The 25,646-nt window shown below is 46.4% G+C and carries 27 protein-coding genes; 14 read left to right on the forward strand and 13 right to left on the reverse strand.

Annotated features, from left to right (window positions below):
• Positions 1-42: 42 nt before the first annotated feature.
• A complete protein-coding gene (locus ABT58_RS04275; RefSeq protein WP_229821554.1) occupies positions 43-1,950 on the forward strand; it encodes a response regulator in 1,908 nt (635 codons plus the stop codon).
• Between the two features lie 54 nt (positions 1,951-2,004).
• Here the strand turns inward: ABT58_RS04275 and ABT58_RS04280 are convergent, their stop codons facing one another.
• The 3 genes from ABT58_RS04280 to ABT58_RS04285 all read right to left on the reverse strand — a co-directional run bounded on the left by ABT58_RS04280 (position 2,005) and on the right by ABT58_RS04285 (position 3,811).
• Positions 2,005-2,319: a hypothetical protein gene (locus tag ABT58_RS04280; RefSeq protein ID WP_229821502.1), complete on the reverse strand. Its 315-nt coding sequence runs from the start codon at positions 2,317-2,319 to the stop codon at positions 2,005-2,007.
• Positions 2,320-2,534: 215 nt separating this feature from the next.
• The gene (locus ABT58_RS23950) at positions 2,535-2,792 is read right to left on the reverse strand and encodes a hypothetical protein (RefSeq protein WP_146147196.1); all 258 of its coding nucleotides are present in this window, start codon (positions 2,790-2,792) and stop codon (positions 2,535-2,537) included.
• Positions 2,793-2,899: 107 nt separating this feature from the next.
• Positions 2,900-3,811 (reverse strand): chemotaxis protein, encoded by a 912-nt coding sequence (locus tag ABT58_RS04285; protein WP_189595439.1) that lies wholly within the window; start codon positions 3,809-3,811, stop codon positions 2,900-2,902.
• Positions 3,812-4,452: 641 nt separating this feature from the next.
• On the opposite strand from ABT58_RS04285, the gene ABT58_RS04290 reads away from it, so the two are divergent.
• Together ABT58_RS04290 and ABT58_RS04295 are read left to right on the forward strand one after the other, a co-directional pair.
• Positions 4,453-6,852, forward strand: a complete 2,400-nt coding sequence (locus ABT58_RS04290) for a glycosyl hydrolase family 18 protein (protein ID WP_047873134.1) — start codon at positions 4,453-4,455, stop codon at positions 6,850-6,852.
• Positions 6,853-7,002: 150 nt separating this feature from the next.
• The gene (locus ABT58_RS04295) at positions 7,003-7,182 is read left to right on the forward strand and encodes a hypothetical protein (protein WP_047873135.1); all 180 of its coding nucleotides are present in this window, start codon (positions 7,003-7,005) and stop codon (positions 7,180-7,182) included.
• A 96-nt stretch (positions 7,183-7,278) separates the two neighbouring features.
• On the opposite strand, the gene ABT58_RS04300 is transcribed toward ABT58_RS04295, so the two are convergent.
• Positions 7,279-8,238, reverse strand: coding sequence for a hypothetical protein (locus ABT58_RS04300; protein ID WP_146147197.1), 960 nt, complete (start codon positions 8,236-8,238; stop codon positions 7,279-7,281).
• 152 nt (positions 8,239-8,390) lie between these two features.
• Positions 8,391-9,071 carry a tRNA (adenine(22)-N(1))-methyltransferase gene (locus ABT58_RS04310; protein WP_047873138.1) on the reverse strand — a complete coding sequence of 227 codons (681 nt, stop codon included), beginning with the start codon at positions 9,069-9,071 and terminating at the stop codon, positions 8,391-8,393.
• A gap of 186 nt (positions 9,072-9,257) precedes the next feature.
• On the opposite strand from ABT58_RS04310, the gene ABT58_RS04315 reads away from it, so the two are divergent.
• A complete protein-coding gene (locus ABT58_RS04315; protein ID WP_047873139.1) occupies positions 9,258-9,461 on the forward strand; it encodes a hypothetical protein in 204 nt (67 codons plus the stop codon).
• A 178-nt stretch (positions 9,462-9,639) separates the two neighbouring features.
• On the opposite strand, the gene ABT58_RS23670 is transcribed toward ABT58_RS04315, so the two are convergent.
• The 5 genes from ABT58_RS23670 to ABT58_RS04340 form a co-directional block, all read right to left on the reverse strand.
• Complete coding sequence (locus tag ABT58_RS23670; protein ID WP_158261708.1) at positions 9,640-10,305, reverse strand: winged helix-turn-helix domain-containing protein; 666 nt, start codon at positions 10,303-10,305, stop codon at positions 9,640-9,642.
• A 289-nt stretch (positions 10,306-10,594) separates the two neighbouring features.
• Entirely contained in the window at positions 10,595-10,981 is a 387-nt protein-coding gene (locus ABT58_RS04325; protein ID WP_047873141.1) for a hypothetical protein, read from the reverse strand.
• Positions 10,962-11,561 carry a winged helix-turn-helix domain-containing protein gene (locus tag ABT58_RS04330; RefSeq protein WP_047873142.1) on the reverse strand — a complete coding sequence of 200 codons (600 nt, stop codon included), beginning with the start codon at positions 11,559-11,561 and terminating at the stop codon, positions 10,962-10,964. Before ABT58_RS04330 ends, ABT58_RS04325 begins: the two co-directional genes overlap by 20 nt.
• A gap of 243 nt (positions 11,562-11,804) precedes the next feature.
• The gene (locus tag ABT58_RS04335) at positions 11,805-12,227 is read right to left on the reverse strand and encodes a hypothetical protein (RefSeq protein WP_047873143.1); all 423 of its coding nucleotides are present in this window, start codon (positions 12,225-12,227) and stop codon (positions 11,805-11,807) included.
• Positions 12,181-12,852, reverse strand: a complete 672-nt coding sequence (locus ABT58_RS04340) for a winged helix-turn-helix domain-containing protein (protein ID WP_082210953.1) — start codon at positions 12,850-12,852, stop codon at positions 12,181-12,183. Before ABT58_RS04340 ends, ABT58_RS04335 begins: the two co-directional genes overlap by 47 nt.
• Positions 12,853-13,877: 1,025 nt before the next feature.
• On the opposite strand from ABT58_RS04340, the gene csm6 reads away from it, so the two are divergent.
• Complete coding sequence (gene csm6 / locus ABT58_RS04345) at positions 13,878-14,993, forward strand: CRISPR-associated ring nuclease Csm6 (RefSeq protein WP_047873578.1); 1,116 nt, start codon at positions 13,878-13,880, stop codon at positions 14,991-14,993.
• A gap of 85 nt (positions 14,994-15,078) precedes the next feature.
• Here the strand turns inward: csm6 and ABT58_RS04350 are convergent, their stop codons facing one another.
• Together ABT58_RS04350 and ABT58_RS04355 are read right to left on the reverse strand one after the other, a co-directional pair.
• On the reverse strand, positions 15,079-15,414 hold the full coding sequence (locus tag ABT58_RS04350; RefSeq protein ID WP_146147198.1) for a hypothetical protein: 336 nt from the start codon (positions 15,412-15,414) through the stop codon (positions 15,079-15,081).
• A gap of 46 nt (positions 15,415-15,460) precedes the next feature.
• Positions 15,461-16,093, reverse strand: a complete 633-nt coding sequence (locus ABT58_RS04355) for a winged helix-turn-helix domain-containing protein (RefSeq protein ID WP_047873145.1) — start codon at positions 16,091-16,093, stop codon at positions 15,461-15,463.
• A gap of 399 nt (positions 16,094-16,492) precedes the next feature.
• Here ABT58_RS04355 and ABT58_RS24465 point away from each other — a divergent pair, with 399 nt between their 5' ends.
• The 3 genes from ABT58_RS24465 (at position 16,493) to ABT58_RS04365 (ending at position 19,621) form a co-directional block, all read left to right on the forward strand.
• Positions 16,493-16,615, forward strand: a complete 123-nt coding sequence (locus ABT58_RS24465) for a hypothetical protein (protein WP_268248381.1) — start codon at positions 16,493-16,495, stop codon at positions 16,613-16,615.
• 345 nt (positions 16,616-16,960) lie between these two features.
• Positions 16,961-18,499, forward strand: coding sequence for a DUF4145 domain-containing protein (locus ABT58_RS04360; protein ID WP_053062959.1), 1,539 nt, complete (start codon positions 16,961-16,963; stop codon positions 18,497-18,499).
• 144 nt (positions 18,500-18,643) lie between these two features.
• The gene (locus tag ABT58_RS04365; RefSeq protein ID WP_047873580.1) at positions 18,644-19,621 is read left to right on the forward strand and encodes an alpha/beta hydrolase; all 978 of its coding nucleotides are present in this window, start codon (positions 18,644-18,646) and stop codon (positions 19,619-19,621) included.
• Here the strand turns inward: ABT58_RS04365 and ABT58_RS04370 are convergent.
• On the reverse strand, positions 19,618-20,685 hold the full coding sequence (locus ABT58_RS04370) for a methyltransferase (RefSeq protein WP_047873581.1): 1,068 nt from the start codon (positions 20,683-20,685) through the stop codon (positions 19,618-19,620). The genes ABT58_RS04365 and ABT58_RS04370 overlap by 4 nt on opposite strands.
• Positions 20,686-21,491: 806 nt before the next feature.
• On the opposite strand from ABT58_RS04370, the gene ABT58_RS04375 reads away from it, so the two are divergent.
• The 6 genes from ABT58_RS04375 to ABT58_RS04400 all read left to right on the forward strand — a co-directional run bounded on the left by ABT58_RS04375 (position 21,492) and on the right by ABT58_RS04400 (position 25,645).
• Positions 21,492-22,235 carry a beta-ketoacyl synthase chain length factor gene (locus tag ABT58_RS04375; protein WP_047873146.1) on the forward strand — a complete coding sequence of 248 codons (744 nt, stop codon included), beginning with the start codon at positions 21,492-21,494 and terminating at the stop codon, positions 22,233-22,235.
• Between the two features lie 3 nt (positions 22,236-22,238).
• Complete coding sequence (locus ABT58_RS04380; protein ID WP_047873147.1) at positions 22,239-23,063, forward strand: lysophospholipid acyltransferase family protein; 825 nt, start codon at positions 22,239-22,241, stop codon at positions 23,061-23,063.
• A gap of 1 nt (position 23,064) precedes the next feature.
• A complete protein-coding gene (locus ABT58_RS04385) occupies positions 23,065-23,322 on the forward strand; it encodes a phosphopantetheine-binding protein (RefSeq protein ID WP_047873148.1) in 258 nt (85 codons plus the stop codon).
• A 13-nt stretch (positions 23,323-23,335) separates the two neighbouring features.
• Complete coding sequence (locus ABT58_RS04390; protein ID WP_047873149.1) at positions 23,336-23,587, forward strand: acyl carrier protein; 252 nt, start codon at positions 23,336-23,338, stop codon at positions 23,585-23,587.
• On the forward strand, positions 23,587-24,150 hold the full coding sequence (locus ABT58_RS04395) for a COG4648 family protein (protein WP_047873150.1): 564 nt from the start codon (positions 23,587-23,589) through the stop codon (positions 24,148-24,150). Before ABT58_RS04390 ends, ABT58_RS04395 begins: the two co-directional genes overlap by 1 nt.
• A gap of 70 nt (positions 24,151-24,220) precedes the next feature.
• A complete protein-coding gene (locus tag ABT58_RS04400; RefSeq protein WP_229821506.1) occupies positions 24,221-25,645 on the forward strand; it encodes an AMP-binding protein in 1,425 nt (474 codons plus the stop codon).
• Position 25,646 lies beyond the last annotated feature (1 nt).

Genomic DNA, 25,646 nt, shown 5'->3' on the forward strand with positions numbered 1-25,646 from the left:
TACGCACTTTTGGTGTTTTGTATCTCAGTAGCCATATTATTTGTGGCGTACCGCCTTATTGTTAGTCCTTTAACCCTGATGGCGAAAACGGTGACCGAGTTTGATGAGCAGCAAGTCCCCGTGCCCATTGCCTTGCCGCCGCGTTGGTTTCAGGATGAAATTTCGTTACTGGCAGCCCGTTATAATCAGTCTGTCAGCCATATTCAGGAAACCTACCAGCAATTAGAGTTAGCACGGCAGCAAGCAGAAAAGGCCAATCTTAAAAAGAGTGAGTTCTTGGCGAACATGAGTCATGAGATCCGCACCCCAATGAATGGGATCATTGGCCTATCTGGCATTATGTTAGAGATGAAAATGCCCAGTGATCAAAAAGAATATATCACGATGCTGCACAGCTCTTCGTTGTCTCTACTCGATCTCATCAACGACATTCTGGATTTTTCTAAAATTGAAGCCGGCAAAATGGAAGTGAATGTGATGCCAGTGAATCTGTTTTCTCTGGCTAAAGAAGTCGAATCGTTATTTGTGGTGAAAGCGGCAGAAAAAGGGATTGGTTTATCGTGTTCCGTGGAATCGTCAGTCAGCCCCTTGTTGATGGGGGATGGCTCGAAGTTGCGTCAGGTACTGACGAATTTGTTGAGTAATGCGGTGAAGTTCACTCAGCAGGGGCTGGTAAGCTTGTCGGTGCAACATAAAGAGGCAACAGCAGAACAATGCCGGGTACAGTTTTCTATTCAGGATACCGGCATTGGGATCGATCCCGCCCAACATGCTCTGGTGTTTGAAAAGTTTCAGCAGGCTGATGGCAGTACCACACGTCAGTATGGAGGAACCGGACTGGGGCTGGCGATTTGCCGGGAAATGGTGCAGTTAATGGGCGGCGAGCTGACATTAGACAGTGCGTTGGGGGAAGGCTGCTGTTTCTCATTCACCTTATGTTTTGCATACGGGGAAGCGACGGAGGGGCAATCGTACCCTGAGTTGCAGGATAAGCATGTACTCTTGGTGGATGACAGCCGGTTAAATATGCGCATTACGACATCACAACTCGCCGTGCAGGGCGTCACAGCTATCTCTTGTCATAATCCCCATCATGCGCTTGATGAAATTATCCGGGCAGAGAGAGCGGGACAGCCATTTGATGTGGTCATTATCGATAAGTGGATGCCACAAATGGGCGGCTTTCAGTTAGCATCAAAGTTAACGGAGTCATTAGGGGAGCAGTGTCCTAACTTGTTGATGATATCTGCCGCGCCAGAACACGGTGATGAGGAGCGGGCAGCAATGTCTGGCATCCAAACGTTCATGGCTCGTCCTTATAAAGCGGAGCATCTGTATTGGGTTTTGGAACAGTTGATAAGCGCGTCAAGCACCGTGACGAAGCCGTCAGCATTACCTGAAAAGTGCGAAACCCAGAGCGTTGAGTCAGACGTAAAAGCGATTGGCGAACAAAGTCTGTCGCCGTCTCCGAGCATTTATTCGGCAAAAACGCCAGTTGCTTCAAATGACAAAAAGGTTACCAGTGGCTTGCATTGTGCTGAATCAGCAAAGGCATCGTCGGTGATCTTAGTGGTTGAAGATACCGTCGTGAATCAGAAGGTCGCGCGATTAATGCTTGAAAAGTTAGGGGCAGAGGTGCATGTGGCAGAAAATGGTCAGGTGGCACTTAACATGATGCAAGAACATGACTTTGATTTGATTTTCATGGACTGCCAAATGCCCGTTTTGGATGGGTTTGCGGCGACTCAGGCTATCCGTGAGCGCGAATCTGATGGCGAGCATATTCCCATTATTGCGTTAACGGCGAATGTGGTGAAAGAAGAGAAAGAGAAATGCTTGGCGGCTGGTATGGATGATTTCGTGTCAAAGCCGGTCAGCAAACAGATATTGGCCGAGATGCTCAAAAAACATTGTTGTTTATCGGAAACGTTTGAAACCACACAAGAGTGATCAGATTACCCCAATGCAGGTAATCTGATGTGAATGAAAGTGTCGTGAAGCGCCTTAGGATAGCGACTGATCCATTGTTAATGGACTGTGTGGGAAATTATAGAAACGCAGTACAACCGTCAGGGTGTTTTGACTGGTGTCCTCAGAAATATCACTGATGACATAGTATTCACTGTGGTTATTTTTGATATTTGTTGTGACTAGGTGTTTAAGGCTGTCATTAATATCACCTTGTATTTCAAGTGTTTCAATTAACTCATACGTTCCATTGTCCACTTCCGTTGGGGCTAACAGTTCAGGAGAGGCTTGAGCCAGCGTAGAGAAGGCAAACAGAGAGAGTGCGGCTAGGCTTTTCTTGATCATCATCATGATTACAGCAGTTGAGTTAAGTACAAGTGACACAAAGAAAATGTGCGATTGAACTTATTGTTCCATGACTCAATAATGCTTTTGTCAGCCGAACGTCAAAAGCCAAAGAAAAGCGATACTCCTCGCAAAAAACGCGTGACTGGAAAGGTGAAGCGAATAAATCGAGAAAATAAAAAGAAGAAAAACCCAAGCAACCAAATTGCTTGGGTCAGTGATTATATTTTTTTTCGATTGATGGTATCGATAGTTTCATTGCCCGTGATATTGCACGTGCGCGTTTGTTTTTGATGTTGGGTGCGAGGTAAGGGTTTGCCGTGTTTATCTAAGCAGACAGCAACCGTCATAAACGGGGTGGTGGGAGATGGTAAGCCACCTAATCCACCGCCCGTAGCCCAAGCTGTACTGCTCAGACAGAATAAGCCGAGTAAGAGCCATGCTTTCAAGAACAACGCTTTCCAGAATAATACTGTCATAATACAAACCTTGTTAGTATGTACCGTGAATTAAGTATAGATTCCTCTTTCTATAGCGTTTGTGTCGTGATTGCGACCGGCCGTTATGCCGACAGTGATACCAACAGCTATGCCGACTGTATCAAGGCAGTCTGTTTGCGTTCCGCACCGCGTAGCATGGCGTGGATTAATTCGTTCGCTTCAAATTTCGTTAAGGCTTCATGGGCCCCCACTTGATGGGCCTGCGACACACTGATCTCACTGTTCAATGACGTATGCAAAATAATATAGGCATGGCTTAATACAGGTGTATTTTGCACTTCAAAAGCGAGCTCGTAGCCATCTAGCCCTGGCATCTCAATATCACTGACAATGATATCAAACGGTGCACCCGCTGCAGCGGCACGGTGGAGCATATCTAATGCTTCTTGTCCGCTGGTGGCTATAAAATACGGTATCGAGATACTGTCTAACGCTTGTGACAGTTGTTTACGCGCGACTGCAGAATCATCAATCAGAATGATTTTCAGCGGGCGCAGTTTTTCACGCTGCATATCCGTGAGTACGGGATGCAAACTGCTTGGGGATTCTGGAAAGACTTTCGACAGCAGCAATTCGACATCTAGCAACTGCACTAACTTGCCTTCCACGGTGGTGACACCGGTCACGAACACATTGCGTCCCAGCGTACTTGGCGGCGACTCAATATCATGCCAATTACAGGCTGTGATCTTATTGATCCCTCTGACCAGAAAGCCGACAAGTTTGCGTTGGCAGTCCGTAATGATGATATAGCAAGTGCGTAATTCTTCACTTTTGATCGGTGGGTAGCCGACGGCTTTAGCCATATCAATAATGGGTAATGTCTCGCCACGTAAGTTGGCGGCACCCAGTACGGTTGGGTGAGAATGCGGGATTGCCGTTAATGGTGTGTACGGCACAATCTCTTTGACTTTGAGTGTGCCAATGGCAAATGACTGTCGTGCAGTCAGTTGAAAAAGGAGCATGCCTTGAGATTGATTCGTGGCATTTTTTATCATGGTTCAATCCCTATGAAATGGAAGTGTGGCAGGGAAATGGCAGCCACTATCACGCGCGAAAATCCTCGTGGCGGTGATGAAAAAAAGAATATTGTTATTAATGTCACATACTGGCATTAACATTTTCTTACGTTGTGCAAATAGCGACCCAAAACCGTATTTATATAGCTAAATGCCGATTTTGATAGTGATAATCCCTGTCAAGAAACGAGATTTTTCGTAAAAGCAGAAATATTTCACTTTGCCGCAATATCACGCTTCACGCTCAAAATTAACGTAATTGACGTCATTTTCGCCTCGGGTTGCCATAGTAACGTTTGAGTCCCTATTGAGGAAAGGGGAGTTAATGAGTTTTTTGTCATTCATTGATTATTATCGTTATTGATAACTCTCATATTCTATTGTGAGCGGTCAGGTTGGCGTGGAGAACACACACTCTGAGCAAGGATAAATTTGAACGTATGGCGCGTTTCAGTAACCCATTTACAGCCCATTTACATTTTCATTTGAAATGACATGTAAAACAATAACAACAGTTTCGCGAATCAAAAAAAGTTAGCTAACACTAAATGACATCGATTGAGACGCAGGTTAGCACTGCTTGTTATCGATGAATAATTAATCATTATGTGGAGAACATTATGCAAAAGGGACTACGTCTTAGCAAAGTCGCCGGCGCCATGGCTGCTTTGCTGATGGCCGGGACAGCCGCTACAGCAGTTGCTGCACCAACCCATGACAAGGCCGTTATCGGTTACCTAACCCAGTGGGAAGCATGGAAAGGTACAGATGCTGGCTTCAGCGTAAAAGGTGAAGCAACGCACTTGAACGTAGATATGGACATCTACTCAATCTTGAACTTCTCATTCTTCGGGGTGGCTAAAGACGGTTCAATGCACAGTGGTGATTTACGTAACAAGAGCATTTACCAGCCAAACGCCGTGCAGGAGCCAGGTCCGCTTCTACACCCAGACGTTTACTCAAGCTGGGACTTCCATATCCTATGGGGTGAACTCGAGTACATCCACGAGTACCCAGGAAACGAACCTTGGCAGGCTGACGCGCTAGCGAAAGTTAAAGCACAAGGCTTTGTGAAAGATGGCCGTGGTTGGAAACACGAACCAACCGGCATCACAGGTCAAATGCCTATCCCTCTGAAAAAAGAAGGTGGTGCACCGGGTCTGATCGAGCTTGCTAACCAGAAAGGCGTGAAAGTCATGGCGTCTATCGGTGGCTGGAGTATGTCTAAGCATTTCCCTGAAATGGCGGCAGATCCAGTGAAGAAAGAACGCTTCCTGAAAGACGTTGATGCCTTGCTTGCGCTTGGTTTCCACGGTATCGACATCGACTGGGAATACCCAGGTTCAGGCGGTATGAACTTCACCGGTACAGAAGCTGACTTCGCAAACTTTGAACAGTTGATGGAAGACATCCGTGAGCGTATCGGTCCTGATCGTCTACTGACGGCGGCATTTAAAGCAGTTCCGGCAGCGCTTGAAGGCTTTAACTGGGATCGCCTAGTGAAGTCAATGGATTACTTCAACATGATGACCTACGACCTGAACGGTGGTTGGTCAAATGTAACGGGTCACAACTCTCCACTTTACCCATACCCAGAAGAAGAGTTCGAGGGCTTGAACCTTGATACGCTGAAAAACTGGATGGTGAATGTTAAGGGTATCCCTAGCCAGAAGATCAACTTCGGTGCAGCATTCTATGGCCGTGGTGTTCAGACAACAGAAAGCACAGCTTACCTAGGTGCGCCAACAGACAAGCGTAACGTTAACTTCTCTGTTGACGGCCCATCTGTATCTGCTGTTGACTTGGACAACTGGAAAGCGTTTGAAGGTCAGCCAAACTACAACTACATCATCAAGCAGACTGGCTGGGAGCACATGTGGGATGCGAACGCCGAAGTACCGTACGCGGTGAAAGGCAAGTACTTCCTAAGCTACGATGATCCAGAAGCAATGCGTAAGAAAGCCCAGTACATCGTTGATAACGACCTAGGTGGTATCATCGTATGGCAGGTGCACGGTGACATTCAGTGTAAAGGTACGTTCGTTAACTACGGTACTAAGCTGAAGCAGTGTACTAACCTGAGCTCGCCACTGGCTGAAGAAATCGATAAAGTGTTCACTAATGGTAACCCAACACCAGGGAACACTGCGCCAGTATTGACTGTACCGGGTGCACAAACGGCAGATGCAGGCCAAGTGATCAGCTTTGACGTGTCGGCAACCGATAAAGAAGGCGACCGTCTAACCTTTACGGTTACTGGTGCCGATGTTGTAGACAACGGTAATGGTACTGCTACCGTTACTTACAAAGCACCAAACACGTCTGTTGACCTGACTGAAACTATCACAGTAACGGTTTCTGACGGCAAGAAGAACGCAGTTAAATCTGTTGTTGTTAACGTGAAAGGTGAAGCACCACTACCAGGTGATAACAACCCACCAGTACTGACTGCACCAGCAACGGCTGAAGTGAAAAGCGGTGAGACAGTGGTTATCTCTGTGTCTGCAACAGACAAAGACGGTGACGCACTGACCTTCACAGCGGACAACGGCGCAGTGGTTACACCAACGGCTTCTGGCGCAGACATCGCGTTTACTGCACCTGAAGTAACGGCTGACACGGTGGTTAACCTTGTTGTGACTGTGACTGACGGTAAAGCGACTGATGAAGCGACTGTTGCAGTAACAGTGAAAGCGACTGAAGAGCCAAACCCTGGCAACACTTGGGATCCAAACAAAGTGTACGTTGGCGGTGATACTGTTGTGTTCGAAGGCGTAACATACAAAGCGAAGTGGTGGACGAAGGGTGAAAAACCTGGAACCAGCGCGGTATGGGAAGCTCAGGGCGAAAACCCAGGTCCAAACCCTGATCCTGATCCAAACCCAGGCACAACATGGTCTGCGAGTAAAGTATACGTTGGCGGTGACGAAGTGACCTTCAACGGTGAGAAGTACCGTGCGAAGTGGTGGACACAAGGTGATGAACCAGGTGTACCATTCGGTCCATGGGAAAAAATCTAATTTAGTTATTCAGTTAACGAAAATTAATTAGCGAGAAAGGCCTGACGTATAAGTCAGGCCTTTTTTTGTTCATGAAAACCGCATGCATCACTTCTATAGTTAAAGAGGACGTTAAAGGGCAAAACACTGAAGCAGACGAGGTAGGCGATTATGGAATTACGTAATAAATCGGGTGATGTCGCTAAGTTAGCCGATAACCTAACCTTGAAAGAAATTGTGGATATGGGGTTTTCATTAGATATTTGTGATGAAAGCTATGATCCTAATGAACATTGGCAGGTGAGTGCAAATACGCAAGGCAAGCAAGGCGAATACCCCGAAACGAAGTAGTACGGGTAAGGCAAACGAATGAACAAGACATAAAAGCCAGCCGATGCTGGCTTTTTGCATAGCAGGTTCGGCTTGATTGTGTGATAAGCGCGCGGATTATTTCACTTCCACTTGCTCTACCGCCGACGAGAGCCCCTCGCTGGAAAAGCGGCCAATTTTCCCCAGCGTGCCACCGCCATAAATCACACTGTATTGGCGGTGACGCAGATGCTGGATTAATTTGCTGTTCTCCTGATAATTGTAAGGCAGCAACATGGCATACCCACTGCCGATGCAAAGGAAATTCATGTTAAAAGGCGTGTTATCGAGTCGAAAACCACGAAAGCGGGTAGCTCTCTGATCCCGTGTGGTACAGGCATCACCTACTTGCACAATCAGATTAAACACCTTCTTTCCCCGTCCGTTATCGGTGATTGAGACAGATGAACCAAAAAAGTAGCTGTATACGGGGGCGATGGCGTTGTTGGCGGATGCATTGTATGTCCACGCCGCTAAGTGTTGAGTGCTGAGGGAGTGATCATAGATGGCCTCAAAGATCGTACGAAATCCGTCACTGGTGTATTTCCCCGCCGTTAGCATGACAGAAGAATCTTTGAGTGGAAACGCGACGGTAGTCTCTTGGCGTAACACGGCATTCCATAACATGATAAGCCGATCATTATTGTTGGCCGGGACGAGCAGCGCCGTATCGTTATCTTGGCAAAGGTTGAGCAAATTCACGTAGCTGTCATTGATTTTCGCTTTGATGATTTGATAGTGCCCTTTCGGTCGCAAATCGAAACAGTTCTCGGCTTGAGTCGTATAGTAGATCAGTGGACTGTCAACGTCCGTATTGAGCGGATTATCACCTATTATGGCACTTCCGGAAGGATCGTTCGTAAAACTGACCCGTGCCATGTCCACATTCACTTGTTTCCATATTGGGGGCAGTGAATCCGCATACTCTGACAGCGGTTTGGCGGATACGCCAGTGCTGTATAGCCAAGCCGAGACGGTAAAAAAACAGAGCAGCAGAGGTGTCGGTACGAAAAAAACACGCCAAGCGGTGAAAACCATAATATCGCCCTTAAATGAAAAAATGCATGAGGGGTATAATGAGTATGGTTCACTCGGTGTGACAAAAAATACGTGGTTTAAGGGGGCATCACGGAAGTTTGAACTGAGTCACGTGTTCCGGTACGCCCCTGATTTGGCAGGGATTGAGCAGCCTAGTTCTTTTGCGTGATCGCCTGATAAGCCGCTACAGCCATATCAGCCTCTTTTCTGTTACTTCGCTGAACCCGGCGATAGTGGCTCAGTGTTTTTTCAAGATAGCGTTCAACGGTTCTCGCTTGCTCATCGGTGGCGGCGTGCCAAATTTTTTCACCCACAGAGCAGATCTTCATCGCATCATTAGCGCTTGATGACACGTAAATGATCTCATAGAAACGGTGATTGTCTTCCACTAACACTTCGTGTTTCAAACTGAAATCCAACTCACACAACTTCTGGCGCAACGTGAACTGATGGTGCACCGGGCAGACCAGAAAATCGATGTCTAGATCTGGATGTTGTTGATGAATACGCTCGATAAAGGTCGTGATTAAATCCCCGCCCACACCCGCAATGATAACCAAGTGTTTTCCCGGATAGTCATGAAGAGGAAGTGCTGCCACATCCATGCAATGGGTTGTCCATGTTGACGCAGACTGCGTATAGAAGCGTTGCAGTTTGTCTTCAACGGTTTGCATCAGCGCCGGCACAATATCCACAAAATGAATATGAGGAGCGGCTTGTCGTGCCAATAACGCCGTACCTAAAAAACCATGGTCACAGCAACAATCCCAAATGTGGGTGTAGTCCGCCGATACCAGTTGTTCGATGTGTTTGAGCCTGTTACTCAGTTTCAAGAGGTGTTCATCTCTGATAGAAAAGTCGGCGTATTGTAATGATTTTTAGCAATATGGCGAGGATTAAGTCAGCTTGGATAACGCTATTAGCCTAGCTGACATCATGCGCATGTTATGTGACTAATCTTCCCGACATGACAATACAAAGTTATTGATTTGGAAAAGGTGTGGGCCACGGAAAATGAGATGGCATTCATCATCCAAAGCATAGGCCGTCTGCTGGTGGACTTTGACCGGCATATCTTGATTAATGAGAAGGTATTTGTTGTTACCGATTGGGCTAAATGGATACTGCCTGTCGAAACTGACCGTCTCGAGATCCGGTTGAGTGACATCAACGTAAGTCACATGATGATTCAGTTGGTTACTAAGCTGGCATGTATAGAATAGCCACGTATAGTCCGGGATTTCGACCTCACCATGCCATTGGGTTTTTTGTGATTGAATACCGAAATATAACGCTATATTCGTGGTGATTAAGAACGCAATCACAACATATTTGATTGAAAATAACTTTTCGAAAAAACGGAATAGAAACATGTTTAACACAAATTGAATTCGCAAAATGTTAATTATTTGTTTTGATGCATTTTAAGAAATGCTTACCTTTAGTGTAATGACATTCATGATCGTCGATAGTGACGATTGTGCGCTGACCTGTCTCATCACGATTGATGTAAGGATAAGGCGTCGCCTGCATAATAGACAAATATTCATGCTTGTAGTAGACCGCTTTCACCAGAGCATAAGCCTGATATAACGAAGCAGCGAAGAGTAGTGTACAGCCACCAAAAAATACCTTTTTGGTGAAGCATGGTTGTTTGGTTTTGTTTGTGCATATCTCGCTGTTTTCAGCGATCGCAGGAGAATCTTCCGTCTCGGAAAAGAGTGTTGGCGCTGAGTTCACCACGGTGAAGACCAGTTTGTATCCTTTGCTTGGGACGTTTACCAAAATGGTTTTGTCACGATCACACAATGTATTACGTGTTCGGCTGATCAGTTGTGCCAAACTTTCTTGTGAGATTGGACGTGACTGCCACACTCTTTCAACAATTTGTCCATGACTGAGCACGTCAGGGGAGGCATCGACTAAGCACCGAAGCAATTTAAATTGCTTTTGAGTAAGTACTAAAGCCTCTGACGAGAGGGAACCAACATCGGTAGAGAGTGAACGAGAGTCTGTTTGCCAGAGAAAACGACCTAAACGAAGTTGTGGATTATTTATCATGTCCATACGTGTAACTTGATGAATGGCTTTTAAGCAGTTAAAGATAATCCGTTTATGTATCCTCGCTGAGTCCGTAAAAACGCGGTTGCTCTCTATCATGCGCTATGTTGGTGAATGCGTTAAGGATTTACTCTTGCCTTGAGCGGGCGAAGAGTATACAAGGAAGACTCTCAATATCAAGAAGGAATTGGACTTTGTAAGCTTACGATTTGGGTGAGTTTTTATCTTAATATTGCACGCGAACGGGGAGCTCTAGTCTAAGGGCGATACAGAGCATGCAGTAAGGGCCATGTTGTCAGTATCGACAAGCTAGTGACATATATTTCATCGCAATTTTGTTAGGGTGCTTAAAAATCAATGAACAGTCATCATTGATTTTGTAATAACGAAAATAAATCGTGTTGAGATTGCTTTTATCGTTAAATAAAATATTGCCATTATGTAAATGCGGTTCAAAAGAAAAAGTCTCATCATAACTTTTATTGCCACTAAAGGGGTATTTGGTCATCCGAACATGCATTTTGTCGAAGAACTGTGTTGTTCTCACGGTTTTTTCAACATCGTTGGTTGTGACGTTGCCAATAAAATGTGTTTGCTGAGAATAGGTGCCATAAAGAATGGCGGCATTGACAATGAACAGTATGATGAAAATCAATCGGTTCTTATTTACAGTTAATTGCATGATGCTTAGCCTCAAATTTACACTCGGTACCTTCAATCGTGATCGATAGATCGCCACTTTCTTTAATGGATTCTATGTGAGAGTAAGTTTCTGCAGTGAAAACCTCGATCAATCTTTTTTTATCCTGATAGGCTTCAAAAAAATAATAGAGATTAATGACGGTAAGCAGTAAACATGACATCCACAGAGAGCATTTCCATATTGATTTAGGTGATGCTTTTATTACTGGCGTGGCATCATTCTGCTCTGTTTTCTTCTTATCAATTGTTGAAATGTGTAGAGAGTACCCTTCTCCCGGTTGGTTAACGATGATGTTTTTTTCTTTGTCATCCAATGTGTTACGAGTGCGTATGATCAGTTGTGGTAAACTTTCATTCGAGACATGCTCTGTTTTCCACACATCGTGAATAATATCTTGATTAGAGACAGAGTTAGGGTAAGCGCGATAAAGACAACTCATGAGCAAATATTGTTTTTTTGTCAGTTTTTTCTGCACATTATTGTCTTTGATGTTTATCAGTCCGGGGCTTGTGACGTCCCATTGATAATTACCGAGAATAATTGCAGTTTGGTTATTCATTGCTCTCACCTGTTGAAAAGGGGAGCGGATACTATCTTGTTTTGTGACCTTTATCAAGTTTTAGAGTATAAGGTCTAATTATGAGATGATAATCGTTATTTATATCATTCATTTTTATAATGACCATGTCCTATATATCATTTGGTAATAATGGTCATCGATCATCTCTACCAGATCCCAATGCTATGGAGAGGTAGCACCAATATCATTTTGATCTGATAGAGAGTCATGCAATGAGCGACTCTAGTAGAGACACTTTAGAGAGACATTTCTGAGTGTCATTTCAGATTGTCCACTGAACACGAGCTTACATTGTTCATCTAAATAAAAGACCCGATTATGCCGAACAGTCACAGGCGTATCATTATTTAGAGAGAGGTATTGGCCACCTTTGGACTTTTCATAAATGTAGTGATAATCCAAAGTATCAATATCAACTTCATCAGAAGAAAGGGGTGAATAGGTGGCACTGGAAATCAATTGGCGTTGGTGTAAGCGTGTATACACGCCCCAAGCATGTCCCATCGCTTCCATTTTTCCGTACAGGCGAACATCAGTATGCTGTGCGAACCACATCACCATGGTGTTAAGAAGCACTAAGACGAGTGCCATGACCACTTTACGGGCATTGGAGAAGCAATTGAGTTTTGTAATAAGTGCATTCATGGTTATCAATCGTTAAGTGAATTATTCCATCCTGCCCTTTTGTCATTTCTGGATAGGGCTTCGCGTTAAGTACATCGAGAAAATCTTGTTGATAGTAGATCGCCGTTGTTAACTTCCATAGGTTGAGAATTAAGCCGAAGAAGAGACACCCCAACAAGGCACACCATAATGGGTGTCGTATCGAGACTGACGGCGCATTTGACAGCTGAGATTCCATCATTGGCTGAGTGCTCGTTGATGTATCGTCATTGTCTGGCATGCACGGTGCGGTCTTTGTCGTCCTATCAGAAACAACAGGTGTAAAATTCAGTGAGTATCCAATGCCGGGTTCATTCACTAAGATGGACTTGTTTCCATCCTCCAGTGACTGACGCGTTCTATTAATAAGCTGTGGCAAGCTCTCTTGGGAAATATGTTTTGAACCCCATACTTTTTCAATAATTTGCTCTTTCTTTAATGTGCTTGGATAAGCATCGATTAAACAAGTCAGCAGTTGATGCTGTTTTGGGGTTAATACACATTTCTTCGCGTAATGTTCATCATTTTTATCTAAACGATATAATTCACGGGAATTGACATCCCAAGAAAAACGACCCAGTACGACAGTTGAAAAATTGGCTATCATGTTTAAATCAAAACGTAACGGAAAACCATGATGATAGGTATGTCACAAAGCATTATTAATTGCTTGTAACGGTTATTTATATGTTTTCACCCAGTGTTTATGTCTTAGGTGCCCACAATCTGAGTGTGGATACTATCGCCACTCACGAGATGCCGCGAGTTACATTGCAGTTATATGCACTGATGTTTTTAGTGTTGGTGGTTTTTCTATAAGTTGTTGATTTAAAGTTGTTTTACTAATTATATAAGTTAAATGTAAGTGCCCTGTAAGTGTGTGATGCGCTAAAATGAGGCTCCAGAGGGAGAGTGAAAATGGAGTCGTGAGCAGTATCGCAGAGGCTCTGACGCTGCTCAGAACGTGTTACTTGCTGATAGTGACTGCTGATCGTACATTCAAAGATTGGCTGATTTTCGACACCGATTTAATGCTCAGTGATGATTTTTCATCTTATAGTTACACATTGTATAACGACTATCACAATGCGCTTTCTCATTGTCAGTGCTTAAATGATGGTACGAAAAAGAAATCATTCATACGTGTTCATTGATAACCAGCGAATCTAATTGCCTGTTTTAATGTCAATTCATCATCCATTATTTTCAACTCTTAGTATTTGTTATTTATTGAGTAATGGTGCGTTTTTTAAGTATGAGTTTTTTAATCATGAGTTGTTTAAATTCCATTAATGTTTAATCAATGACATTACTCATATTCCGTGATGAAAGTGACAGATTGATACTATTGCTGCATCACTGTTTTGCTCTATGTTCTACTCAACGTATTTTGTATGAATATCTCGGTAGTATGCCTGTTTTTTGTGGCCTTCTGGCGATGCTCCGTAACACTCTCGGATGCAGGAGACCATGAAGGTAGAGAGATACCAACCACACATCTGTGGGGGAGAGATCGTAAGCTTACGATCTCTTACCTACTCATTTTAAGTATTATTATGTTCGTAAATGATGATGCATTGTGTATCATACAAACATGCTCAACGAATGATTGACTCTAAGGCACATATCACAATGAAAAACATTCTTCTCTGTACAACGGGTGCGAGCCCACAGGTCGTGACGGAAACCTTGTATGCGTTGTTTACGCAGGGCAAAGCGTACCCGGATGAGATGTATGTGATCACTACGGCGAGCGCAAAAGCCATGTTGGTGGAGGGGTTACTCACTCAAGGTCATCTTCAGGCGCTGTATGAAGAATACGGCATGCCAGCGGTGACGTTTGATGAAAGCCATATCTGGCTGATTGAAGATGAGCAAGGTCAGCCGGTGTTTGATGCCAAAGGGGAAGAAGACCAAGCCTATATGGCCAATTTCATTACTCGCAAAGTGGCGGAGCTAACGGCAGATGCTAATACGGCGATTCATGCTTCTATTGCGGGTGGCCGTAAGACGATGGCGTTTTACATGGGTTATGCGATGTCGTTGCTGGGGCGTGAGCAAGATGCGTTGAGCCATGTGTTTGTGAATGATGAGTTTGAATTTGTACCGGACTTTTACTTTCCTACTCAGGGTGATCATTTGATCGAAGGGAAAGTAGCGGGCACGCAACTGAACACGAAAGAGGCGGTGGTGACGTTGGCGGAAATTCCGTTTGTCCGTATGCGTAAAAAGTTTGAGGATGATTTGATCAGCCAGATCGAAGAAGCCACCTTCAGCAAAACGGTAGCACGTATGAATGCGGCAGATCAGGTGACATCCGTCCAATGGTCAAACAAGGCATTATCGCTGTCAGTGTTGGGGATTGATATTAAGCTCACCGCGAAAGAGTTGGCGCTGTATCAGTATATTGCCCAAGAGCCAGATAAAAAGGTGCTGGTCGATCGTGCCTTTATCGAAAGTACCGCCCCGAGCAAGGCGTATTTATCGGTGTATAGCCAAATGAAAGGCGATGTACGCGTCTATCGTACCTTTGGTTTAGAAGATGATATCGCTTGGCGTGAGCAGAATCTGACATCCTTGAAACCCATGGAAAAGGAATTTATTCAGCCGATCCGTACTCAGGTTAACACCAAACTGAAAAAAGCGTTGCCTGCCGAGATTTATGAGAAAGTGCAAATTCAATCGCAGCGAACCCCTGGAGGGAGCTGGTATTGGATTGCGCCTGCACTTTCCGTCACGGCTTTATAGTGGCTATTGCGATGTGTTAGGTGGGGCATGGGAAGGCCCCTTAACCGGTTCGGCCTAGCAGACCGAGGATGAGGAGAGTTAAAGCTCAGTATTCACAACGCAGTGAGGTGTTTTTTAAGTGAGGGTTGGTGGGCCCACTGAACACTAAACTGCACGTGTCATCTAAGTAAAAGACACGGTTGTGTCGCACCGGTACATGCTCATGATCACCTTGTGACATATACTCATTGTCACTCAAGCGGGTGAATGTGTAGTAAAAATCAATGTTCTTTGAGTTCATGTCCTGAGGCGCATTGAGTTTGGTAAAGGTGTTCTTGGTGACCAAATTATCGCGGTTTTGCTCCGTATGTGTGGTCCATTGGTGGCCAAATGCCTCTACACGTCCAAAGTATTGCGTACCTGTCTGGTGGCTTGCAACCATCAGCACTGCATTCAGTATGAGCAATAAAGTGATAATCTTAAATTTATTAGCACTTAAGTAAGCGCTGAGTTTTGTCATAAATACATTCATGAATATCAACCGTCACGGATAGGTGATCATTATCAATTGGCTGCACTTCAGGGTAGGGCACTGCATGCTGAATGCCTTGCATTTCATGTTGATAATATAATGCTGTCATATATTGCCAGCCGTTATATAGCATTGCTACGGATAAAAGAGTGATAAGTGCAAACCAACCTCGCTCACCCGGGCGATTCACCTGACTAAACCAATGTGTTGCTGCGTCTATTTCAGATAAATCTTCGCTGTCTTCTTTGATATCAATTTCTTCAAATAAAAGTGAATACCCCACACCCGGCGTGTTCACAAGAATTGTCTTATCTTTATCTTCAAGCGTTTGCCTTGTTCTATTTATGAGTTGCGGCAAACTTTCTGTTGAAATATGTGTTGTTCCCCAAACGTGTTCAATAATGGCCACTCTGTTGAGTGTTTGAGGCGCTGCATCATATAAACATTTCAGCAGTTGGTATTGTTTGGGGGTTAATACCACTGTGCTGTTAGCAGCCTGAGACGCATCGGTTGTTATCCGGTGTAAATACCGAGTGTCTGCATCCCATGAAAAATTCCCTAAAATCAATTTTTTATGGTTTTTATTCATGATTAAGTGTCATGGTTAAAGGGTGAGAAATGGCCTGATAGTATACGGTGTCTGGTCGGACATGTGAAGTAGGCACAATTTTCACAAGCTTATTATCATACATCTACTGATTTTGATTGCTACTATATTCGTAAATAATCTGGTGGTTGAGTGTGGTGGCAAAAATAAGCATTTATCTGTGCAGTATTCATGCAATAGATATTTTTCTTACACCGTACACATTAATCACTATTTGCAATGATTCCGCATCATAGATATTTGGGGAGCAATGTATGTCGAGTGTTTGTCAGCATCGAAACGTCATAAAAATCAAACGTCATTTCTTTCAGCGTCTATGGTTTAAAGCCATTTACCAATGCAAAGATTGTGGTGAAAAGATTAAATTCTAGGACGGACTGGATGAGTGATAATAAAAAATTATTGCGGAAAAAGATTAAAGATCATCACGCTAAACATTTAGCAAAAGTGAAAAAACGCGTTTTATCTGAATTTCTCGCACAAAAACAGAGTGAATTGACCTGATTATTTGAGCACAAGTGAAAAACTTGTGCTTTTTTGTTACTGGCGATCGGGTTTGGGGCGGTTCCGGAATGGTTCCAAACTGATCCCGGAACGGTCCCGAAGCGGTTCTGGAACGGTTCCCGAACGGACTCACATCGCTTCAAAGTCTGTTCGTAAGCTTATGATCCTCTATATGTACAATCTAATCATTATGATTAGATTGTTTTTAATTAATGGAGAGAACCAATGTCACAGATCCATACATATACTCACTCACACACAACCCATTCGTCACAGGGGCAACGAGCAACAGCGCACAATCGATGCCTGCAAGCGCAAGGAAATTTCCATTTTCTGCAGCCGGAAATGAATGACTTGTACCAGCAAGCCATTCAGGCCGAAAAGTACTTGTACGCAGATAGTCAATCGAGTTTGGCGAAAATGCGTTTATTCGTTGAATTAGCGTGTCATGAGCTTGGCCGTCATTTCAAACTTAAGCCACCTGTGCATGGTGATCTGTGCAATAAGATCAATATGTTGTCTACTCATGGTAGTGTGGAGGTCTGGGTGACGGATACCATGCACCGTCTGCGTGAGGCAGGGAATCGCTCCGTGCATTTGCTTGAGGTCAACGGCCATTATGTTGCACAGCAGCAGGTGTCGCGTGGGCGTATGCAAGCACTGATGGTGGAGTTACATGATCTGGCCAAGTACGTGGCCAATAAACTGCTTGGTGTACGAGATAGCGAATTAGCAGAGTGGTGTGAGCCTGAGCAAACGGAGATCGCTGAATGGGTGACCGATGCGCTTAATGGCCAGCAAGATGCCAGTTTCGCTTTGGCGGAATACTGTTACGCACAGCTTGCGGCATTAACCGAAACCGGTGATGAAAAGTGGTGGAACAAGACACTCTATGCTGATCGTCAGCGTGATTTGGCTTACTGGTTAGAAAAAGCACACGCGCAAGGCCACCCAAAAACATGGCTCTTGTTGGCAAACAGTTATGCCAGTGGCAAGTTGATGCAAACCGCAGAACGCGATGCGAAGTTGTGTTTTAAACGTGCTCTCGAAACCGATTGTGATGGGCAGGCGGCGTACGACTATGGTGTCTATTTGCGAAACCAACAGCAGTCAACATTGGGCTGGGAGATGATCACGCAAGCGGCTGCCAAAGGCCATCATGAAGCACTGATGGCGATGCAAGAAAAAACCGCAGGTACGGCAGATTATTCGGCTTGGGTGCAAAAAGGCCTTACCTCAGAACAACTGACGGCCTACACCCTGGATGCTTTCCATAAGCTAGAAACGTATATCAATACGCCTGATGCGAGTGAAGAAGAGAAAGCCATTTTGCATAAACAATTGCGCAGTGCTGTGATCACCGGCTCTGCCAAGCGCGCTCCTGGTATGGCATTTATCCAGGCATACGTGGATGGTCATGGGTTAGGCAATAAGCTGCTGACTCAACCTGAGATGGCGGAAAAAATGGTGGCAAGTTATGACGCATTGCCGGGGTGTTTATCCTATCACTCGCTGTTGTTTGCTGTGATTTGTTCAGGAGAAGGGCATTACGATGTGCTGCGTAAAATCTATCAACGCGCGCTGTCGCAATCTGTGGGTGAAGACGCTCAAGCGGACGTGAAATTCAAGATGGCACAACAGGCGATTGCCGAGTTTAAGTTGAAAAAGAAAGTGGCGACACCGACGAAGATGCATATTTTGCTGAAAGAAGCGGCAGATGCGGGCCATAAAGAAGCGCGTGCGTATATTCATTCTGCCGAAGGTAAAGCATTGCTGAAAAAGTCAGGCTATGAAACAGCAGGGCGCATGCGACCGAAAAGTGCCGTGCAGAAAGCGAAGGATAAAAAGAAACGTCAATCAGCCAAGAAAGCCCGCAAGCAGTAACACCGTTTATGCACTTTTTTACACCTGACCTATAGATTAATTAAGGACTAATACGAAAAGGTCGTGTGTATGGGCATGATAGGGAATCAGCCTAGAGATAAGGCCACAGTGCCTTCCTCTGTTTGCTTATTTTATGTTGTATTCTTGTTGTCTCTCGGGGTATTACAAGGGTGTGGCAATCGCCTGTTTTATTACCCCTCGACACCGGAAACTGTTCATCCGGACATGCGTCTGGTGTCTTCGACCTCTGGCAATCAACTGGCGACACGTTGGTTGGTGACTGACTCGCTAAATCCGAAAGGTATTGTGCTGCATTTTCATGGTAACAGTGGGCACATGGATGCGACGCAAGAGAAGGTCAGTTGGCTCACCGACTATGGTTATCATGTGCTGATCTTTGATTATTCAGGCTTTGGTCATTCCACCGGAAAGGCGAGGGATGAGGCAATGTATCACGATGCCCGCTCTATGTTGGCCTTCAGTGCCGATGTCCAAAAACAATCTGGATTGCCTCTGTTTGTGGTGGGCACATCCACTGGCGGCAATGTTTTTTTGCGTGCGTGGGCCGATCAGCCTATTCCCCTTGCGGGCATGATCATCGACTCGTCGTTTACCAGTTATGTCGATGTCGCGGCATTTACCCTTGATCAATATTGGTTGGGGGGAAGCTATGCGTGGATGGCAGATTGGTTAATGCGTGATGATTACGCAGCGGCAAGGGCGATGCCCCGTTTATCCAGTGCGCCAGCGTTAGTGGTGCATTGTGTGGAAGACACCGTGGTCCCCATCCGTACCAGTGAGCAGCTATTTGCCCAACTTCCCGCAACATTGCCAGAAGCCTTATCAGAGCCTTATTGGGGGCAAGCCGATGTGCGTGTTCGCCATCAAAAAGACAAGCAACACAAACAGTTTTGGCGTTTGGATGGCTGCCAACATGCGCGGGCGATGACGAATGATTTTCCGTATGTGCAGCAGCAGATCGCCGCATGGTTAGACGAAGTCAGTGGACAGGGTAGTGCTCTGGCTGGTGAGTCGAAAGATGAGAATAGAGTTGAACAGATAAATGAGCAGGCAGCCAGTGATAGCGAAATGTCACTGACTGCACACAGAGAAAACCCTTAACCGGCTTTCAGTTCCAGCAGGGTGTGGCCCAGGCCGATGTCATCGGTACGAGTTGCCACAACAAAACCGGCTTCTTCCACCAATTCCAAGAAATCTTCACTGCGGTAGAAACGGCTGTTACCGTTCGCCAGACAGGTGAAGTACAACGAGGTCGCATTCAGGCTGTAAGCCGCTGCGTCATAACGTTGTGCGTCCCAGAACAATTCCAGAATATATACCGTTGCATTGTCGTCCATTGCCGCACGTACACGACGTAGGATGCTCAGAATTTCCATTGGCGAGAAACAATCCAAGAACTGGCTCATCCACCAAATATCGGCGCCTTGTGGCAAGCTCTGGGTTTTGTCCAGCATGTTGGCCGGGTAGCCGTGAATGCGATCGGCAAAGCCAGCTTGTTCTGCATTGGTCAGTGCCATCTCAATTTGCTGAGGCAAATCAATGATGGTGACATTCACATCCTGATCGTGCTGACAACACTGCAAGGCCCACTTGCCCGTATTGCCACCAATGTCGAACAGACGCTTTGGTTTGTTGGCAAATACGCGTTCCAGCAAAATAGGGAAAGAGCGATCGGAATAGAAGTGGTCGAAGTTGAACCAGCTTTCTTTGGCTTTTTCAGGCAGACGAGACAGGCCTTCATAAATGGTTGGCCAGTCACCGAGCTCTTTCAGGCCGGCAGGTGTGCCTTCTTTGATGGCCTCGGTCAGGTGCATCATCGCGGCATAGCAAACGTCGGCAGTGAAATCGAGATTGGCACGCGTCATGCCATCATTTGCCAAGAAATACCCTAAATTTGCCAGGATGTAGTTGGGTTTGTTCCACGTCACGATGTGTGCACTCAATGCCATGTCGAGTAACACTTTCACACCGTATTCAGAGACGTCAGTTTGCTCTGCGATTTGCTTGGCATCTAAGCCATGTTTACCGGCCGCATCCAGCGCAGCGAGAATGCCGAGATCACGCAAAGTACGTGCGGTATGAAAGACGATAGGCGCAAAGGCAAGCTTTTGAGCTTCTGTTTTGGCCTGTAGAGCATTGAGCGGATCATGTTGATATGAAGTCACAATAAATTCCAACAGCGTAATAGGTAATATTTCTTCATGATCCAAATAGCTCAGATCTGAGCGACGTATTTTAATTAACGACACTGGGCTTTCAAGTGCTTGTTGGCAAAATCCGGATAATTCAGAGGCGTACTTTAAAATAAACGCGGATAACAAGCTGTTGCCCTCATAATGTGTAAGGGGAATATAATGGAAATATCAATTAACAAAATTTACAGCGGTGTTAGTTAAGTGTTAAGGCGGAGGTGTTCAACACTGATAAATAACGCATTGCGGGTTTATGAATACGTAATAAGGGGGCGTTGATTCTAATGCAAGTAGTTGCTTATTGTGTCGCTGAGTACGTTTCATGCTCGGAAAATTTTGCTAATGGGGCTCTGCGATTTTCAGTCTTGCTGTATGTAAGCCCGTAGTCTGTTGAGAAGGGGATGAGCCGGGATAGCATGAAATCATGCTGCTCATAAGGTAAGTGGTTACTCGCCTTTCAACCGTAACTCGAAACACACGTCTGATCATTCATCACTGACAAAAGGGCGTCACCACGCTATTTTTTTGAACATAATGCGTCTGAGATTTTCGTGATAGGACGTTTAAAATCTCCATGCGTCATTATTATTAGGCGGGACTGTCTGTGTTTTATACAGATATATTCTTCTGAGGTGGGAATAACCGTTTGTTTGTATAAATTCAACGTCTATCTATACCAAAAAGCGTTCAGAAATATTATCCTAGGCGGCCGCTAAGGCAGACCATTGTCATTGCTCAAATAGATAGCATGATTTGATACAGAGCAGGTGAAAGCGCAGATGAATACCGTACATTTTGATATTGCAGATTGGCATGCGCTATCGCCAGGGCTAAATACGCCGCAGGAATGGGCACTATGGGCCGTCAATAACAAAACGTGGCCTGCCGATCCTGCGCCTGCAGATTTCAGTGCGATTCCTGCCATGATGCGCCGTCGTATGAGTCACTTAAGCAAGTTGGCCGTACAAACCGCAATGACCCTGATGCACGATCAGTCGGTTGATTTTATCGTATTCTCCAGTCGTCACGGCGAACTGCACCGCACCGTTACCCTGCTGCAAGATGTGCTGCGTGGCGATGATGCCTCACCGATTGCCTTCTCTCAATCTGTACACAATACCGCTGCCGGCCTTTTCACCATTGCAACCAAGCAAGCTATTCCCGTGACCTCGATTGCCGCCGGTGAACAGTCTTTACATGCGGCTTTGATTGAAGCTGCCGCTTACTTAGCGGAAAACCCAACGCACCGTGTCTTGGTGGTGGATTTTGATGAGCCTCTGCCTGCGCCTTATGGCGTGTTTGATGGATTGCTTCACCAAGGATTTGCACTGGGCATGATCCTGACGCATGGCAACCACATCGCGCTACGTTGGCAATCGTCAATTCAACCATCAACGCAATCGGCAGATAATGCACACGATGCAGGTTTGCCACAAACATTGTCCGTGATCAGTCAGTTGGCACAGGACAAAACAGCGTGGTCGATTGCGGGTCGCCGTCAAATCTGGCACTGGGCACGTTAAACCATGGCGGGTTTGAGTTCATTAACGCTCGGTCAGCGATTGAATAAAGCATGGCGCGTGGTCGCGACCGGGTTTTGTTTTGCGCTGTTTGGCATTGGCGCCTTGTGCCTCACCTTTGTGGTGTTCCCGTTACTCACTGGCACCATGAAAGCCAGCGAGCAACGTGAACAACGGGTACAAGCGATCATTCAACGGGCATTTGCCTTGTTTTGCCGTACCATGCGTTTTGTTGGTGCCATCGATTATGCCTTTATTGGTGAAGCAGAGTTACAGCAAGACAGACATTGTTTGATTGTTGCCAATCACCCGAGTTTGATTGATTACGTGTTGATTGGCTCGCGCTTACCGCAGTGCGATTGCTTGGTGAAAGCCGCTATTTGGCACAACCCGTTTATGCGCGGAATCGTGAAAGCGGCAGGGTATATCCCTAATGTGGATCCGGAACGCTTGATGGAAGCCTGCAGCGCCCGCTTAGAGACAGGCAACGTGCTGCTGGTATTCCCAGAAGGGACGCGCACCACACCCGGTGAAACACCCACTTTACAACGTGGGGCAGCACAAATTGCCGTGCGCACCCAGGCAGACTTACGGGTGGTACACATCACCGTGAGTCCCGATTTTTTAACGAAGCAGGCCAAGTGGTATCAGGTGCCTGATCGTAAGCCCTTTTTTCGGGTGGAAGTGAAAGAGAAAATCGCCATTGCGCCGTTTCTTGACGCGACCGATTCCCCGACCACTGCGGCGAGACAACTGAACCGCCATTTGGCGCAGGTCTTGTTCCCGCAGGCAGACACGTCACACAACGAAGTATTTGAGAAAGAAGGTTAGAGTGGAAGCATTACACAACGAACTAAAGACGCTGATTATCGAGTCATTGAACCTTGAAGATATCACCGTTGATGACATTGAAACCGACGCGCCATTGTTTGGTGACGGTCTGGGTTTGGACTCTATCGATGCCCTTGAATTGGGTCTGGCGATCAAAAAGCAGTACAACATTGCGATTGATGCTGATGATACGAACACCCGTCAGTACTTTGCGTCAGTCGCGAACCTGGCTGATTTTATTGCTGCAAACCGCGCTTAAGAGAGAGTGACCCATGACTGATGTAAACCGTAACGATGTATTTGAACAAGTACAAAGCGCGTTAGTAGAACTGTTTGAACTGGATGCTGCAGATGTGACACCTGAAGCAACCCTGTACCAAGATTTGGATCTGGACAGCATTGATGCCGTGGATTTAGTGGTTCACCTGCAAAACGTGACCGGCAAGAAGATCCAGCCAGAAGAATTTAAATCAGTACGCACCGTGCAAGACGTGGTGGATGCTGTGGCGGCCTTGCTACAGTAATGCGTTTTATCACCGCACTGTCAGCCATTGCTTTACTGGGATACCCGTTCGCGGTGTATTTCGGGATCAGCCAATGGGGATTAGGCCCGGTGGCGGCAGTGCTGGGGATCCTGTTTGTGATCCGCGTACTGGCGGGACGACAAGCGCGATTGCGTGAATTGAAAACCATCGCCTATCTCAGTGGCGGTGCCGGGATCACACTGGCGGTATTAGGCAGTGTGTTCCGAGAGCACGGTTGGCTGATGTATTACCCCGTGATTGTGAATGCCCTGATGCTGATGCTTTTTGGCTCGAGCTTGTGGCAATCACAAACCATGATAGAACGCTTTGCCCGCCTGCAAGATCCGGATTTACCCGCCAGCGGCGTGCGTTATACCCGCACGGTGACAAAAGTGTGGTGTGGTTTTTTCGTGGTCAATGGAGCGATTGCACTGGCTACCTGCTTTATGCCGCTTTCCGCTTGGACCCTGTACAACGGTTTGATCAGCTACCTGTTAGCGGGTCTGCTGTTCGGCGGGGAATGGCTGATCCGCCAGCGGGTACAACGCCAGTCCGGCGTGTAACCCAGCACGGTTAACCCTGACCTGTTAACCCTGGCCTGTTAACTCAAAATTGAACATTGAAGACTGCCCGATGACGACCACTCACGCACACAATATGCAAGCCCATCACACTGTGCCTTTTGCACCGTTGCAGCACCTGATGGTCGCGTCACGTCCGGACACGTATCCGGTGGCGTTTCATGGTCATACGTGTGTGACGTGGTTAACCTGGCAGGCTGATGTTTATCGCTTGGCTGAAGCATTACGTCAACATCCCGCCAAACGGTGGGCACTGTGTTTTGATGACAGTTACCATTTTGCCGTGGCCTTTATGGCGGCGGCGCATGCAGATAAACACCTGATTCTGCCCGGCAACCATCAACCGGAAGCACTGGCGGAATTGTCACCTCATTTTGATGCATTACTGCATGACCGCCCACACTACGCGCAACTGACCTGCCCACAGTGGACGGCTTCAGCGTTATTGTCCAAACAATCTTCCGAGCAGCGTGACGCGCAGTCAACTGCCCAGCCTGTCTTTGGCGAGTTGTGTTTGTCTGCCTTACCGCTGACCCTGTTTACCTCGGGCTCCAGCGGTACCCCGAAAGCCATTGAGAAAACACTGGCCGAATTAGCCGAAGAAGTGGAGCACCATGAACGCACATGGGGCGCGACACTGGCAGGCTCTCGCATTGTTAGCACGGTGTCACACCAACACATTTACGGCTTACTGTTCCGTATTTTGTGGCCGCTGTGTGCGGGGCGCGTGTTTGCCCGTCAGGATCTGGTGTATCCCGAGCAGGTGATTGCACAGGCAGAGGCGGATACCACGCTGGTTACCAGTCCGGCGCTGTTAAAGCGTTTAAGTGATGAGCAATGCGATTGCGCCTATCGTGCGGTGTACTCATCCGGTGGTCCTTTGAGCTTTGACGCGGCGCAATCGAGTCAGCGTCTCTTTGCCCAGTGGCCGGTTGAAGTGTACGGCAGTACGGAAACCGGCGGCATTGCTTATCGTCAGCAGACGGATCCAGAAATCCCGTGGCAGGTATTTGATGTGATTGAAGTGACGGTGAATGCCGAACATTGCCTGCGTATTCGCTCGCCGTTTGTGGATGCGGGTCAGTGGTATCAGACCAGCGATCAATGTCAGCTGTTGGCAGAGCGTCAGTTTATCCTGCAAGGGCGGGTTGATCGGGTGGTCAAAATTGAAGAAAAACGCATCTCCCTGACGGAAGTGGAAGCGCGTTTGTGCCAACTGCCGTGGATAGACGAAGCCGCCGTGCTCGTGCTGGAAGACGCGCGCCGTGTTAGCCTTGGCGCGGTACTGACGCTGACCCAAGAAGGGGAAGTCGAATTGACCCGTTTGGGTAAAGGCGCATTCTGGCTGGCACTGCGTCAGGCATTGCGCAGCTGGTTGGAGCCTGTGGGCATTCCGCGCCGTTTTCGCGTGGTGGCTGAGATCCCGCTCAACAGTCAGGGCAAACGCCTGATGAGAGATTTGGAACAGCTCTTTTAAC

Source organism: Photobacterium aphoticum (assembly GCF_001029435.1).
GTDB lineage: Bacteria > Pseudomonadota > Gammaproteobacteria > Enterobacterales > Vibrionaceae > Photobacterium > Photobacterium aphoticum.

Excerpts from the sequence above, each read along its gene's own strand:
- ABT58_RS04325 (WP_047873141.1), bottom strand. The coding sequence starts at position 10,981 with ATGCAATTAACTGTAAATAAGAACCGATTGATTTTCATCATACTGTTC.
- ABT58_RS04285 (WP_189595439.1), bottom strand. The coding sequence starts at position 3,811 with ATGATAAAAAATGCCACGAATCAATCTCAAGGCATGCTCCTTTTTCAA.
- ABT58_RS04295 (WP_047873135.1), top strand. The coding sequence starts at position 7,003 with ATGGAATTACGTAATAAATCGGGTGATGTCGCTAAGTTAGCCGATAAC.
- ABT58_RS04330 (WP_047873142.1), bottom strand. The coding sequence starts at position 11,561 with ATGAATAACCAAACTGCAATTATTCTCGGTAATTATCAATGGGACGTC.
- csm6 (WP_047873578.1), top strand. The coding sequence starts at position 13,878 with ATGAAAAACATTCTTCTCTGTACAACGGGTGCGAGCCCACAGGTCGTG.
- ABT58_RS23670 (WP_158261708.1), bottom strand. The coding sequence starts at position 10,305 with ATGGACATGATAAATAATCCACAACTTCGTTTAGGTCGTTTTCTCTGG.
- ABT58_RS04340 (WP_082210953.1), bottom strand. The coding sequence starts at position 12,852 with ATGATAGCCAATTTTTCAACTGTCGTACTGGGTCGTTTTTCTTGGGAT.
- ABT58_RS04395 (WP_047873150.1), top strand. The coding sequence starts at position 23,587 with ATGCGTTTTATCACCGCACTGTCAGCCATTGCTTTACTGGGATACCCG.
- ABT58_RS24465 (WP_268248381.1), top strand. The coding sequence starts at position 16,493 with ATGAGTGATAATAAAAAATTATTGCGGAAAAAGATTAAAGATCATCAC.
- ABT58_RS04350 (WP_146147198.1), bottom strand. The coding sequence starts at position 15,414 with ATGGTTGCAAGCCACCAGACAGGTACGCAATACTTTGGACGTGTAGAG.
- ABT58_RS04300 (WP_146147197.1), bottom strand. The coding sequence starts at position 8,238 with ATGGTTTTCACCGCTTGGCGTGTTTTTTTCGTACCGACACCTCTGCTG.
- ABT58_RS04360 (WP_053062959.1), top strand. The coding sequence starts at position 16,961 with ATGAATGACTTGTACCAGCAAGCCATTCAGGCCGAAAAGTACTTGTAC.
- ABT58_RS04355 (WP_047873145.1), bottom strand. The coding sequence starts at position 16,093 with ATGAATAAAAACCATAAAAAATTGATTTTAGGGAATTTTTCATGGGAT.
- ABT58_RS04375 (WP_047873146.1), top strand. The coding sequence starts at position 21,492 with ATGAATACCGTACATTTTGATATTGCAGATTGGCATGCGCTATCGCCA.
- ABT58_RS23950 (WP_146147196.1), bottom strand. The coding sequence starts at position 2,792 with ATGACAGTATTATTCTGGAAAGCGTTGTTCTTGAAAGCATGGCTCTTA.
- ABT58_RS04335 (WP_047873143.1), bottom strand. The coding sequence starts at position 12,227 with ATGAATGCACTTATTACAAAACTCAATTGCTTCTCCAATGCCCGTAAA.
- ABT58_RS04315 (WP_047873139.1), top strand. The coding sequence starts at position 9,258 with ATGGCATTCATCATCCAAAGCATAGGCCGTCTGCTGGTGGACTTTGAC.
- ABT58_RS04290 (WP_047873134.1), top strand. The coding sequence starts at position 4,453 with ATGCAAAAGGGACTACGTCTTAGCAAAGTCGCCGGCGCCATGGCTGCT.
- ABT58_RS04280 (WP_229821502.1), bottom strand. The coding sequence starts at position 2,319 with ATGATGATGATCAAGAAAAGCCTAGCCGCACTCTCTCTGTTTGCCTTC.
- ABT58_RS04400 (WP_229821506.1), top strand. The coding sequence starts at position 24,221 with ATGACGACCACTCACGCACACAATATGCAAGCCCATCACACTGTGCCT.
- ABT58_RS04390 (WP_047873149.1), top strand. The coding sequence starts at position 23,336 with ATGACTGATGTAAACCGTAACGATGTATTTGAACAAGTACAAAGCGCG.
- ABT58_RS04380 (WP_047873147.1), top strand. The coding sequence starts at position 22,239 with ATGGCGGGTTTGAGTTCATTAACGCTCGGTCAGCGATTGAATAAAGCA.